The organism is Burkholderia stagnalis (assembly GCF_902830275.1).
In the GTDB taxonomy this organism is placed as follows: domain Bacteria; phylum Pseudomonadota; class Gammaproteobacteria; order Burkholderiales; family Burkholderiaceae; genus Burkholderia; species Burkholderia stagnalis.
The window spans coordinates 358,144-371,339 of record NZ_CADESW010000002.1 but is presented as its reverse complement, the minus strand read 5'-3'; the positions used below and the strand labels follow the sequence as shown (position 1 = coordinate 371,339).

Genomic DNA, 13,196 nt, shown 5'->3' with positions numbered 1-13,196 from the left:
TGTTTTGGGAGGCAGGGCAGGCGTCAGCGGCGCGCTTTCGGCGTCAGCACGCTCGGCAGTGCCTTCGGCAGTGTGTGCGGCCAGTCGCGGCTGTAATGCAGCCCGCGGCTTTCGCGGCGCGATTGCGCGCTCTTGACGATCAGCGTCGCGACATCGACGAGATTGCGCAGTTCGAGCAGGTCGCGGCTCACGCGGAAGTTCGCGTAATACTCGTGGATCTCGTCGCGCAGCAGCGACAACCGGTGCTTCGCGCGCTCGAGGCGCTTGTCGGTGCGCACGATGCCGACGTAATTCCACATCAGGCGCCGCAGCTCGTCCCAGTTGTGCGCGACGACCACTTCCTCGTCCGCGTCGGACACGCGGCTCTCGTCCCATGCGGGCAGCGGGCCGGTCGCTTCCGCTGCGAAGCCGGCCGTTTCGATCGCGTCGGCCGCCGCGCGGCCGATCACCAGACATTCGAGCAGCGAATTGCTGGCGAGCCGGTTCGCGCCGTGCAGCCCCGTGCAGGACGTTTCGCCGACTGCGTACAGGCCCGCGAGGTCGGTACGGCCCGCGAGGTCGGTGACGACGCCGCCGCAGGTGTAGTGCGCGGCCGGCACGACCGGAATCGGCTGCTTCGCGATGTCGATGCCGAATTCGAGGCAGCGCGCGTGGATAGTCGGGAAATGCTCGCGCAGGAACGCTTCGGGCTGGTGGCTGATGTCGAGATACACGCAGTCGATCCCGCGCTTCTTGATCTCGAAGTCGATCGCGCGCGCGACGATGTCGCGCGGCGCCAGCTCCGCGCGCGGGTCGTGCGCCGGCATGAAGCGGGTGCCGTCCGGCAGCTTCAGCAGGCCGCCTTCGCCGCGCACGGCCTCGGAGATCAGGAACGACTTCGCATACGGGTGGAACAGGCAGGTCGGGTGGAACTGGATGAACTCCATGTTCGCGACCCGGCAGCCCGCGCGCCAGGCCATCGCGATGCCGTCGCCGGTCGCGGTGTCGGGGTTGGTCGTGTACAGGTAGACCTTGCCCGCGCCGCCGGTGGCGAGCACCGTGTGCGGCGCCTCGATCGTGATCGTGCGATCGTTGTCGACGTCGAGCGCATACAGGCCGTGGCAGCGGCGGCCGGGCAGGCCGAGCCGCTCCGACGTGATCAGGTCGATCGCGTGATGGTTTTCGAAGAACGTGATGTTCGGATGCTGCCGCGCACGCTCGGACAGCGTCGCGAGCACCGCATGGCCGGTGGCGTCGGCCGCGTGGATGATGCGGCGGTGGCTGTGGCCGCCTTCGCGGGTCAGGTGGAAGCCGAGCTCGGCCGCATCGTCCTTCGTGAACGGCACGCCCTGCGAAATCAGCCACTCGATCGCTTCGCGGCCGTGCTCGACGATGTAGCGCGTCGCGCCTTCGTCGCACAGGCCGCCGCCGGCAACCAGCGTGTCGTCGACATGGTTCTCGATGCTGTCCGCGGAATCGAGCACGGCGGCGATGCCGCCTTGCGCGTTATCGCTCGCGCCCTCCATCAACGACCGTTTCGCGATCAGCGCGACACGTCGCATGCTGGCCAGATTGAGCGCGACCGACAGGCCTGCCAGGCCGCTGCCGACGATCGCCACGTCGAAATTCATTGCTGCATCTCCATCATTGCACTTTTGATCTTGTCACTTCCGGCAGCGCAGCCGCGTGCGGAAAGGGGAGAGCATACCGCGTCGGGCTCCAGCGTGCGCGCAAAACAAAAAGCCCCGCGATTGCGGGGCTTTTCGGTCATCGTCAGGCTGGCAGAAACCAGGAGATTACTTGATCTTGGTTTCTTTGTATTCCACATGCTTGCGGACGACGGGATCGAACTTCTTGATCGCCATCTTTTCCGGCATGTTGCGCTTGTTCTTCGTGGTCGTGTAGAAGTGACCCGTGCCAGCGGTCGACTCAAGCTTGATCTTGTCGCGTGCGCCTTTTGCCATGATTGTGCTCCTTGGGCTTAGGCTTCGCCGCGTGCGCGCAGGTCAGCGAGCACGGAATCGATGCCGTTCTTGTCGATCAGGCGCAGGCCGGCGTTCGAGACGCGCAGGCGCACCCAGCGGTTTTCGCTTTCCACCCAGAACCGGCGGTTTTGCAGGTTCGGCAGGAAGCGACGCTTCGTCTTGTTGTTGGCGTGGGAAACGTTGTTGCCGCTCATCGGCGCTTTCCCAGTTACTTGGCATACGCGTGCCATGAGAGCACTCCTAATACGCTAAATTCGGGGTTCGATCGCCGGTGAAGGTTCTCATCGAGCAGCCACGTGATCCATAGCTGCACTCCGAACGCCCAAGCCCTTGCAGACAAGGCCCTTCGATGGCTAGAACTGGTTGGAAAAAAGACAGACGGCGATTCTAGCAGAAAAAGTTCAGAAAAATCAAACGCAATTTCATCCCGTCGTTGTGACGACGGTGCGCCGTCCGCGGGAACCGGCACCGGCCGGCCCGCAGCCCGACATTCTACATCGACAGCCACCCTGCGCGCGCGAACGAGAACGTATCGCTCACGCCGACGACGACGTGATCCAGCAGCCGCACGTCGACGAGCGCGAGCGCGTCGTGCAGCACGCGGGTCAGCCGCCGGTCTTCCGCGCTCGGCCGCACCGCGCCGGACGGGTGGTTGTGCGCGACGACCAGTGCGGCGGCGTTCAGCAGCAGCGCGCGGCGCACGATCTCGCGCGGGTAGACGGCCATCCGCGTCAGCGAGCCGCGCGCGCTTTCCTCGATATCCACCACGCCATTGCGCGCGTCGAGGTACAGCGTGACGAACACTTCGTGCGGGCGCGTGCCGATCTTGATGCGCAGGAAATCCTCGACCGCGCCGGGCGATTCGATCACCAGCCGTTCGCGGGCCTTTTCCGCGAGCGCGCGCCGCCCGATCTCGGCCACCGCGGAGAGCAGCGCGATGCGCGCGTCGCCGATGCCGCGGCGGCCGCGGAAATCGGCCGGCGTCGCGTCGAGCAGCCCGCGCAGCGAGCCGCCGAACTGGTCGAGCAGCGCCTGCGCGTTGTCGAACACGTTGAGGCCGGGCACGCCGGTGCAGAGCAGCAGCGCGATCAGTTCGTCGTCGGTCAGCGCGCCGGGCCCGCGATCGAGCAGCCGCTCGCGCGGCAGGTTGGCGCACTGCGCGCGCCGGGGGCGGCGCTTGCGCGGCCGGACCGCGCGCGGTGCGTCGCCGCCGGCGGCGCGGCATTCGGGTGCGGGCGGAAGGGGTTGCTGCATCGTCGGTTCTCCGTTGTCGGCGCGCCGGCCTGCGCGCCGTCGTCGCAGTTTCAGCCTTGCGCGCGCAGGTGACTTACAATATCGGTTTTGCGCCGGGCCTCGCGGCCGTGTCAGGCGCCATTGAACGAGTCATTCATGAGCCTCATCGATCTTTCCGAAGTGAAGCCCGGTTCGCACGTCACGCTGCACTACCGGCTGGCACTGGCCGACGGCGCCGATATCGTCAACACCTTTTCCGACAAGCCCGCGACGCTGCTGCTCGGCGCAGGGCAACTGGCGCCCTCGCTGGAACAGATTCTCGTCGGGCTGCGGGTGGGCGACCATTCGACTTATCAGCTAGCGCCCGAGCAGGCGTTCGGTCCCCGAAACCCGGAGATGCTGCAGCGCGTGACGCTCAAGACGCTGCGCGAGAACGGGATGGTCGGCGACGACTTCACGCCGGGCGACCTGATCGAATTCAACGCGCCGGACGGCGGTCGATATGCAGGGGTGCTGAAGGAAGTCGGCGAAACCTCGGCGCTGTTCGACTTCAACCATCCGCTCGCGGGCCAGGCGCTCACGTTCGAAGTGAAAATCATCGGGATTCTGTAATCATGAGCACCACCGATACGCTGTCCGGGCAGACCGTCGCCGCCGACGCCGAAATCCTGCTGGCCCAGCCGCGCGGCTTCTGCGCGGGCGTCGATCGCGCGATCGAGATCGTGGAGCGGGCGATCGCGATGCATGGCGCGCCGATCTACGTGCGCCACGAGATCGTCCACAACAAGTACGTGGTCGAGGACTTGAAGAAGAAAGGCGCGATCTTCGTCGAGGAGCTCGAGGAAGTGCCGTCCGGCAACACCGTGATCTTCAGCGCGCACGGCGTGTCGAAGGCGGTGCGCGACGAGGCCGGCGTGCGCGGGCTGCGCATCTACGACGCGACGTGTCCGCTCGTCACGAAGGTGCACGTCGAAGTGGCGAAAATGCGCCAGGACGGCGTCGACATCGTCATGATCGGGCACAAGGGGCACCCGGAAGTCGAAGGCACGATGGGGCAGGTCGAGCGCGGCATGCATCTCGTCGAGAGCGTCGAGGACGTGCAGAAGCTCGAGCTGGCCGATCCGGAGCGCATCGCGCTCGTCACGCAGACGACGCTGTCCGTCGACGATGCGGCCGAGATCATCGCCGCGCTGAAGGCGAAGTACCCGAAGATCCGCGAACCGAAGAAGCAGGACATCTGCTATGCGACGCAGAACCGCCAGGATGCGGTGAAGTTCATGGCGCCGCAGTGCGACGTCGTGATCGTCGTCGGCAGCCCGAACAGCTCCAATTCGAGCCGGCTGCGCGAAGTGGCCGAGAAGCGCGGCGTCGCCGCGTACATGGTCGACGCGCCCGAGCAGATCGATCCCGCGTGGGTGGCCGGCAAGCATCGCATCGGCGTGACGGCCGGCGCGTCCGCGCCCGAGGTGCTCGCACAAGCGGTCATCGCGCGCCTGCGCGAACTCGGCGTACGCAACGTGCGCGCGCTCGAAGGCATCGAGGAGAACGTGTCGTTCCCGCTGCCGCGCGGCCTGAACCTGCCGCCCGCCGCCTGATCCTTTCAAAATCATTGCGTTACCGAAGCGCGCCCGTTGGGCGCGCTTTTTTTTGTCCTTCGCGAAAGCAATCGCAACCGGCATTTCCGCGTCGGGCGCAACCGGGTTGCTCCGCGTCGCCAAAGCCCTGTCTCAAAATTGGTTGCAATGCAGGAAAACCCCATCAAATCAGGAATATTGGCGTCCTATAAATGGAGTTACAATGCGCCCGTTTTCATGCCCGAACGGTCGTGGAACCTGGTTTTGGCAAGGCGCGGGAGACCTATTTAATGCATGTGAAGTTGGCTTACGCCGTGTCCGTCGCCGCAGCGGTTGCAATGCTTGCCGCCTGCAGCAAAAAGAGCGACGACGGGGCGGGCAAGGAGGCTGCGGCGTCCGCGGCACCGCCGGCCAGCGACGTGCGCGTCGTCAAGATCGGCCATGCGGCCCCATTGACGGGCAGCATCGCCCATCTGGGCAAGGACAATGAGAACGGGGCACGTTTGGCAGTCGAGGAAATCAACGCGCATGGCCTGACGATCGACGCGCATCCGGTGCGGCTGGAACTGGTCGCCGAGGACGACGCGGCGGATCCGAAGGTCGGCACGCAAGTCGCGCGGAAGTTGGTCGGCGATCGGGTCGTGGCCGTGGTGGGGCACCTCAATTCGGGGGTGTCGATCCCGGCGTCGAAAATCTACAGCGACGCAGGCATCGTGCAGATTTCGCCGTCCTCGACCAACCCCGACTATACGAAGCAGGGGTTCAAGACCACCTATCGCGTGGTGGCGACGGATGCGCAGCAAGGCCCTGCGCTCGCCAACTACGCGCTGCATGCGCTCCACGCGAAGCGCTTCGCGGTCGTCGACGACGCGACCGTATACGGCAAGGGCCTTGCCAATGAATTCGCGAAGACCGTCACGGCGGCGGGCGGACAGATCGTCGCGCGCGTAGCGACCAGCGACCGTGCGACGGATTTCAAGGCGATCCTGACGAAGATCAAGCGCGACCATCCCGACGTCATCATGTACGGCGGCATGGACGCAACCGGCGGCCCGTTTGCGAAGCAGGCGATGGCGCTCGGTATCGGAGCAAAAATCCTTGGCGGCGACGGTGTGTGCACCGACAAGGTGGTCGAGCTCGCGGGCAACGCGGTGCGGAACCTGATCTGTTCGGAGGCGGGGCTCGCCCTGTCGCGGATGGAGAACGGGGCGGATTTCGTGAAGAAGTACGAAGACCGCTTCCACACGCCGGTGCAGATTTACGCGCCGTTCACGTACGACGCCGTCTACGTGATCGTCGACGCAATGAAGCGCGCCAACTCGATCGACGCGTCCAAGGTGCTGGCTGCGATGCCGTCGACCGATTACCGCGGGGTAATCGGTCACATCGCATTCGCGCCGAACGGCGATCTGAAAGAGGGGGCGATTACGCTCTACGACTTCAAGGAGGCCAGGAAAACCGTCCTCGATGTCGTGAAGATGTAGCGACGGGACTCGTGACGGCACCGGAACAGTGCGGTGCCGTTTCTGTATCCGCTCCGGCGGCAGGTCCGGCCGTACAGGCCGGGCGGCGCACGCCGGGACGATCAACCCTTACCGGTCTTTTTTAGTACCCGCAGTGTCGTCGAGATGACGTGATTCCCCGCTTACCCGCGAGGCGCAGCTTCATCCGGCAGCACGGGCCAAGGAGCTTTAAATGGATATCTTCGTCCAGCAGATCCTCAACGGGCTGGTGCTCGGCAGTGTCTACGCCATCATCGCGTTGGGCTACACGATGGTGTACGGCATTCTCGGCATCATCAACTTCGCGCACGGCGACGTGCTGATGATCGGCGCGATGGTCGCGCTGTCGGCGATCACCGTGCTGCAGAACCACTTCCCCGCGCTGGGCAACGTCGCGACGCTGACGATTGGCCTGGGTATCGCCGCGATCGTCTGCGCGATCGTCGGCTACACGATCGAACGGGTCGCGTACCGGCCGCTGCGCCGCGCGCCGCGCCTCGCGCCGCTGATCACTGCGATCGGCGTATCGATCCTGCTGCAGACCGCCGCGATGATCATCTGGTCGCGCAACCCGCTGCCGTTCCCGCAGCTTCTGCCGACCGACCCGATCAACGTGATCAAGGCCACCGACACGACGCCGGGCGCCGTGATCTCGCTGACCGAAATCGTGATCATCGCCGTCGCGTTCTTCGTGATGGGCGGCCTGCTGCTGCTCGTGCACAAGACCAAGCTCGGCCGCGCGATGCGCGCGATCGCGGAAAGCCCGAACACCGCGAGCCTGATGGGCGTGAACCCGAACTTCGTGATCTCGGCGACCTTCATGATCGGCTCGGCGCTCGCCGCGCTGGCCGGCGTGATGATCGCGTCGGAATACGGCAACGTGCACTTCTACATGGGCTTCATCCCGGGCATGAAGGCATTCACGGCCGCGGTGCTGGGCGGGATCGGCAACCTCGCGGGCGCCATGGTCGGCGGCATCGTGCTCGGCCTGATCGAGCAGCTCGGCGCAGGCTACATCGGCAATCTGACGGGTGGCGTGTTCGGCAGCAACTACCAGGACGTGTTCGCATTCATCGTGCTGATCATCGTGCTGGTGTTCCGTCCGTCGGGCCTGCTGGGCGAACGGGTCGCGGATCGCGCGTAACGGAAGGGGAGCAAGAACATGACATCCATTCAACCGATTGAAACCTCGACGACGCTCGTCGAAGAACGCAACACCGCGAAGACCGTCACCATCGGCATTCTCACCGCGGCGTTCGTGATTGCCGCGCCGATCATCATCGGCGCTGCGGGCGGCAACTACTGGGTCCGCGTGCTCGACTTCGCGATGCTCTACGTGATGCTCGCGCTGGGCCTGAACGTGGTGGTCGGCTTCGCCGGCCTGCTCGACCTCGGCTACATCGCGTTCTATGCGGTGGGCGCCTATACCGCGGCACTGCTGAGCTCGCCGCACCTGGCGACGCAGTTCGAGTGGATCGCGCAGCTCGCGCCCGGCGGCCTGCACATCCCGTTCCTGATCATCGTGCCGATCGCGATGGCGATCGCCGCGATCTTCGGGATCCTGCTCGGCGCGCCGACGCTGCGCCTGCGCGGCGACTACCTCGCGATCGTCACGCTCGGCTTCGGTGAAATCGTGCGGATCTTCATGAACAACCTCGACCGTCCGGTGAACATCACCAACGGCCCAAAGGGGATCACGGGGATCGACCCGGTGCAGGTCGCGGGCTTCAACCTGTCGCAGACGCACTCGCTGTTCGGCATCCAGCTGCCGTCGGTGTACATGTACTACTACCTGTTCGTGCTGTGCGCGCTGCTGGTGATCTGGACGTGTACGCGCCTGCAGCACTCGCGCATCGGCCGCGCATGGGCGGCAATCCGCGAGGACGAGATCGCCGCCAAGGCGATGGGCATCAACACCCGCAACGTGAAGCTGCTCGCGTTCGCGATGGGCGCGTCGTTCGGCGGCCTGTCGGGCGCGATGTTCGGTTCGTTCCAGGGCTTCGTGTCGCCGGAATCGTTCACGTTCTGGGAATCGATCGTGGTGCTGGCCTGCGTGGTGCTGGGCGGCATGGGCCACATCCCGGGCGTGATCCTCGGCGCGGTGCTGCTCGCGATCTTCCCGGAATTCCTGCGTTCGACGATGAGCCCGCTGCAGCATGCGATCTTCGGTCATGACATCGTCGATACGGAAGTGATCCGCCAGGCGCTGTACGGCCTCGCGATGGTGATCATCATGCTGTACCGCTCGGAAGGCCTGTGGCCGGCGCCGAAGCATGAGGACAAGATCGCGAAACTGGCGAAGCGCAGCGCCAAGTCGGCGCGCGCGTAACGGACGGACGAGGAGCAAGAGAACATGAGCGACAAACAAATCCGACTGTCCGTCAAAGGCGTGAACAAACGCTTCGGCGGCCTGCAGGCGTTGTCCGACGTCGGCCTCGAGATCAAGGAAGGCGAGATCTACGGCCTGATCGGCCCGAACGGCGCCGGCAAGACGACGTTCTTCAACGTGATCACGGGCCTCTACACGCCGGATTCCGGCGAGTTCAAGCTGGACGGCACGGAATACAAGCCGACCGCGGTGCACCAGGTGGCGAAGACGGGCATCGCGCGCACGTTCCAGAACATCCGCCTGTTCGGCGGGATGACCGCGCTGGAGAACGTGATGGTGGGCCGCCACGTGCGGACCAAGCACGGCCTGCTGGGCGCGGTGTTCCAGACGCCGGCGGAACGCCAGGAAGAACGCGAGATCAAGGAGCGCGCGATCGAGCTGCTCGAATACGTCGGCGTGCTGCAGTACGCGGACTACACGTCGCGCAACCTGTCGTACGGCCACCAGCGCCGCCTGGAGATCGCGCGCGCACTGGCGACCGATCCGAAGCTGCTCGCGCTGGACGAGCCGGCGGCGGGGATGAACGCGACGGAGAAAGTGGAACTGACGCGCCTGCTCGACAAGATCCGCGCGGACGGCCGCACGATCCTGCTGATCGAGCATGACGTGAAGCTCGTGATGGGATTGTGCAACCGGATGACGGTGCTCGATTACGGCAAGGTGATCGCCGAGGGTCTGCCGCAGGACGTGCAGAAGAATCCGAAGGTGATTGAGGCATATCTCGGCGCAGGGGTGCACTGATGGCAGCGGCAATGTTGAAAATCAAGGGCTTGCAGGTCAACTACGGCGGGATCCAGGCCGTGAAGGGCGTTGACATGGAAGTCCGCCAGGGCGAGCTGGTGACGCTGATCGGCGCGAACGGCGCGGGCAAGACCACGACGATGAAGGCGATCACGGGCTTGAAGCCGTATTCGGCGGGCGACATCGAGTACGACGGCAAATCGATCAAGGGCGTGCCGTCGCACGAGTTGCTGAAGCGCGGCCTCGCGATGGTGCCGGAAGGCCGCGGGATCTTCGCGCGGATGTCGATCGTCGAGAACATGCAGATGGGCGCGTACCTGCGCAACGACAAGGAGCAGATCAAGAAGGACGTCGAGCGGATGTTCGGCTTCTTCCCGCGCCTGAAGGAGCGTGCGACGCAGCTTGCGGGCACGCTGTCGGGCGGCGAGCAGCAGATGCTGGCGATGGCGCGGGCGATCCTCTCCAAGCCGAAGCTGCTGCTGCTGGACGAGCCGTCGATGGGCCTGTCGCCGATCATGGTCGAGAAGATCTTCGAAGTCGTGCGGACGATCTCGAAGGAGGGCATCACGGTGCTGCTGGTCGAGCAGAACGCACGGCTCGCGCTGCAGGCGGCCGATCGCGGCTACGTGATGGACTCGGGCACGGTCACGATGGAAGGCGATGCGAAGCAGATGCTCGACGATCCGAAGGTGCGGGCCGCGTATCTGGGCGAGTAAGCCGATTGGTCGGGATGTGAAAAAGCCGCATGTCCGCGAGGGCATGCGGCTTTTTTCATGGCGCGTGCGCGATCAGGCGGCGTAGAGCCGCTTGCCGAACGACACGAGTTCCTCGACGCGATAGCCGATCGTCTCGTAGAAGCGGCATGCCTGCGCGTTGTCGGCGAGTACCTGCAGGTTCACCTTCAGGCAGCCGAGCGCGCCGAGCGCCGCTTCCGCGTGCGCGACGAGCGCGCGGCCCACGCCGGCCCGCCGCACGCCGCGGCCGACGCCGAGCGAGTACAGCCAGCCGCGATGGCCGTCGTAGCCGGCCATCACCGTGCCGACCACGCGCCCGTGCAGCGTCGCAACGAAGAAGAGTTCAGGCTGCGTCGCGCACTTCTGTTCGATCGAGCGCAGTGGATCGCGGTGCGGCGCGCTCGTATCGCCATACTCGGGAAACGCGTCGCGCCACAGCGCGAGCACGTCATCGGTATCGGCGCGATCGAAAGGACGGATCGCGACGTCATCGGCGGCGGCATCCATCGCGCGGATCGCGTCAGAGCGTGTCGAGAATCGACCGCAGCATCGCCATCATCTGGTCGATTTCGTCGGTCGTGACGTTCAGCGCGGGCATGAAGCGCAGCAGGTTCGGGCGCGCCGCGTTCAGCAGCAGGCCGTCCGGCTGCATGTCGCGCGCCTTCTCGACGATCTGCGGGCCGATGTCCTTGCCGAGCAGCAGCGCGCGCAGCAGGCCCTCGCCGCGCTCGCCTTCGAAGCCGCGCTCTTCCGACAGCTCGAGCAGCTTGCGCTTCAGGTATTCGCCGCGCGCGCGCACGCCTTCCAGGAAGCCCGGCGCGACGAGCTGCGAAATCACCGAATAGCCGGCCGCCGTCATCAGCGGGTTGCCGTTGTAGGTGCCGCCCTGGTCGCCGGCCTCGAACACCGCGACATCCGCCGTCGACAGCAGCGCCGCGAGCGGCACGCCGCTGCCGATGCCCTTGCCGAGCGTCATGATGTCCGGCGCGATGTCGGCCAGCTCGTACGCGAACAGCGTGCCCGCGCGGCCGCAGCCGCTCTGCACTTCGTCGACGATCAGCAGCAGGTCGTGCTGCTTCGTCAGCGCGCGCAGCGCGCGCATGAATTCGCGCGTGGCCGGAATCACGCCGCCTTCGCCCTGGATCGGCTCGAGCATCACCGCGACGGTCTTCTCGCCGATCAGCTTCTCGACCGACTCGATGTTGTTCAGCTCGGCCTTCGGGAAGCCCGGTACCTGCGGCGCGTAGATCGTGTCCCAGCCCGGCTTGCCGCTTGCCGACATCGTCGCGAGCGTGCGGCCGTGGAAGCTGTGGTCGAACGTGATGATCTCGTACGCGCCGTTGCGGAACTTGCGGCCCCACTTGCGCGCGAGCTTGATCGCGCCTTCGTTCGCCTCGGCGCCGCTGTTCGTGAAGAACACCTTGTCGAACACGCTGTGCTGCGTGAGCAGGCCCGCGAGCTTCGCCATCGGTTCGTTGTAGAACGCCGGCGAAGGGTTCAGCAGCTTCTCGGCCTGCGTCTTCAGCGCTTCGACCACGCCGTCGTTGCAGTGCCCGAGGCTGTTGACCGCCCAGCCCTGGATGAAATCCAGATAGCGCTTGCCGGTGTGATCGTAGAGCCACGACCCCTTGCCGTGCGTGAACACGATGTCGGGGCGGTTCGTGATGTACATCAGCGAGTCGATCGGAAAATCGTTCAGCGGCATGGCAGCAGACTCCAGCGGAGGTTGAAAGGGAAACAGGCAAGAAAAAAGCCACGGGTGATGCCGTGGCTGGGTGGTTCGAACAGCTTGTGCGTAACGGGGTGAGGGTTACGCGCGAGTCCGTGACGAGCCGGCGGCATCCGGGCGGAGCGGCGAGCGGCGACGTCGGAGAGCGGACAGGAAGCGGTTCATGTGCGCAAGCATACGGCATCCCGCGTCCCACTGTAAACCGCCGCGATGCAACAAATGTGTCGCGGCGGTGCGCGGGGCGCGGGCGGGCCGTCCGGGCTCAGACCGGGTGCGCGAGATCGGCGGCGCTCGTGAACGAGTCGGCGTAGAACTCGTCCGCGGGCAGGCCGTGATGCTGCGTGAAGTCGCGCTGCGCGGATTCGACCATCACCGGCGCGCCGCATGCATAGACCTGGTATGCGGACAGGTCGGGCAGATCCTCGATCACCGCGCGATGGACGAAGCCGGTGCGGCCGTCCCACGCGTCGGCATCGTCCGGCTCGGACAGCACCGGCACGAACTTGAAGTTCGGGATCTCGTTCGCCCACTCGGCGGCGAGCGCCTCGAGGTAGATGTCCTTCCTGCGGCGCGCGCCCCAGTAGAGCGTCATCGGGCGCGTGATGCCGGAGTGCTTCACGTGCTCGATGATCGCCTTGATCGGCGCGAAGCCGGTGCCCGACGCGAGCAGCACGATCGGCTTGTCCGAATCCTCGCGCAGGAAGAACGTGCCGAGCGGGCCTTCGAAGCGCAGGATGTCGCGCTCCTTCATCGCGCCGAACACGTGGTCGGTGAACTTGCCGCCGGGCATGTGGCGGATGTGCAGCTCGATCGGGCCTTCCTCGTGCGGCGCGCTCGCCATCGAGTAGCTGCGGCGCGAGCCGTCCTTCAGGATGAATTCGATGTACTGGCCCGCGAGATATTGCAGGCGCTCGTTCGCCGGCAGCTGCAGCTTCAGCACGACCACGTCGTCGGCCTTGCGCTCGAGCGCGGCGACCCGGCACGGCAGCTTCTTGACCTGCACGCCGTCGACGCCGGCGATCTCGCGCACGTCGATCTCGAGATCGCACTGCGCCTTCGCGCAGCACAGCAGCGCGAGGCCGCGGGTGCGCTCGTCGTTCGACAGCGCCGACGCGGCATGCGGCCCCTGCTCGATCTGGCCCGATGCGATGTGACCCTTGCACGAGCCGCAGGCGCCGTTCTTGCAGCCGTACGGCAGATGGATGTTCTGGCGCAGTGCTGCCGCCAGCACGGTTTCGTCCGACTCGACCTGGAATTGCCGGCCGCTTTGCTTGAGAGTGACGTTGAATGCCATAGAACCAACTAGAACAAAATGTGGGGACCGTGCAGG

At 65.6% G+C, this 13,196-nt stretch carries 14 protein-coding genes; 7 read left to right on the top strand and 7 right to left on the bottom strand.

What is annotated here, in order from left to right; all coding sequences use genetic code 11:
* Positions 1-23: 23 nt before the first annotated feature.
* The 4 genes from nadB to radC all read right to left on the bottom strand — a co-directional run bounded on the left by nadB (position 24) and on the right by radC (position 3,218).
* Entirely contained in the window at positions 24-1,610 is a 1,587-nt protein-coding gene (nadB, locus tag HWY45_RS05685; protein WP_059884007.1) for an L-aspartate oxidase, read from the bottom strand.
* A 165-nt stretch (positions 1,611-1,775) separates the two neighbouring features.
* On the bottom strand, positions 1,776-1,943 hold the full coding sequence (gene rpmG / locus HWY45_RS05680) for a 50S ribosomal protein L33 (protein WP_006478046.1): 168 nt from the start codon (positions 1,941-1,943) through the stop codon (positions 1,776-1,778).
* Positions 1,944-1,960: 17 nt separating this feature from the next.
* A complete protein-coding gene (gene rpmB, locus HWY45_RS05675; RefSeq protein WP_004186391.1) occupies positions 1,961-2,194 on the bottom strand; it encodes a 50S ribosomal protein L28 in 234 nt (77 codons plus the stop codon).
* 262 nt (positions 2,195-2,456) lie between these two features.
* Complete coding sequence (radC, locus tag HWY45_RS05670) at positions 2,457-3,218, bottom strand: RadC family protein (RefSeq protein WP_059810701.1); 762 nt, start codon at positions 3,216-3,218, stop codon at positions 2,457-2,459.
* Between the two features lie 135 nt (positions 3,219-3,353).
* Between radC and HWY45_RS05665 the strand changes: the two genes are divergently transcribed.
* From HWY45_RS05665 to HWY45_RS05635, 7 genes are all read left to right on the top strand, one after another.
* A complete protein-coding gene (locus tag HWY45_RS05665; RefSeq protein ID WP_059559341.1) occupies positions 3,354-3,809 on the top strand; it encodes an FKBP-type peptidyl-prolyl cis-trans isomerase in 456 nt (151 codons plus the stop codon).
* Between the two features lie 2 nt (positions 3,810-3,811).
* A complete protein-coding gene (gene ispH, locus HWY45_RS05660; RefSeq protein ID WP_059559337.1) occupies positions 3,812-4,792 on the top strand; it encodes a 4-hydroxy-3-methylbut-2-enyl diphosphate reductase in 981 nt (326 codons plus the stop codon).
* 269 nt (positions 4,793-5,061) lie between these two features.
* A complete protein-coding gene (locus tag HWY45_RS05655; protein ID WP_059884006.1) occupies positions 5,062-6,255 on the top strand; it encodes a branched-chain amino acid ABC transporter substrate-binding protein in 1,194 nt (397 codons plus the stop codon).
* Between the two features lie 211 nt (positions 6,256-6,466).
* Positions 6,467-7,417 carry a branched-chain amino acid ABC transporter permease gene (locus HWY45_RS05650; RefSeq protein ID WP_059884005.1) on the top strand — a complete coding sequence of 317 codons (951 nt, stop codon included), beginning with the start codon at positions 6,467-6,469 and terminating at the stop codon, positions 7,415-7,417.
* Positions 7,418-7,435: 18 nt separating this feature from the next.
* Positions 7,436-8,602, top strand: coding sequence for an ABC transporter permease subunit (locus HWY45_RS05645; protein WP_059559328.1), 1,167 nt, complete (start codon positions 7,436-7,438; stop codon positions 8,600-8,602).
* A 24-nt stretch (positions 8,603-8,626) separates the two neighbouring features.
* Entirely contained in the window at positions 8,627-9,403 is a 777-nt protein-coding gene (locus tag HWY45_RS05640; protein ID WP_059559325.1) for an ABC transporter ATP-binding protein, read from the top strand.
* Positions 9,403-10,119 carry an ABC transporter ATP-binding protein gene (locus HWY45_RS05635; protein WP_059559322.1) on the top strand — a complete coding sequence of 239 codons (717 nt, stop codon included), beginning with the start codon at positions 9,403-9,405 and terminating at the stop codon, positions 10,117-10,119. Before HWY45_RS05640 ends, HWY45_RS05635 begins: the two co-directional genes overlap by 1 nt.
* Before the next feature lie 72 nt (positions 10,120-10,191).
* Here HWY45_RS05635 and HWY45_RS05630 read toward each other — a convergent pair whose 3' ends face one another.
* From HWY45_RS05630 to HWY45_RS05620, 3 genes are all read right to left on the bottom strand, one after another.
* Positions 10,192-10,644 (bottom strand): GNAT family acetyltransferase, encoded by a 453-nt coding sequence (locus HWY45_RS05630; protein WP_059559318.1) that lies wholly within the window; start codon positions 10,642-10,644, stop codon positions 10,192-10,194.
* A 13-nt stretch (positions 10,645-10,657) separates the two neighbouring features.
* Positions 10,658-11,842, bottom strand: a complete 1,185-nt coding sequence (locus HWY45_RS05625; RefSeq protein WP_059559316.1) for an acetylornithine transaminase — start codon at positions 11,840-11,842, stop codon at positions 10,658-10,660.
* Positions 11,843-12,128: 286 nt separating this feature from the next.
* A complete protein-coding gene (locus HWY45_RS05620) occupies positions 12,129-13,160 on the bottom strand; it encodes a CDP-6-deoxy-delta-3,4-glucoseen reductase (protein ID WP_059810704.1) in 1,032 nt (343 codons plus the stop codon).
* Positions 13,161-13,196: the final 36 nt, after the last annotated feature.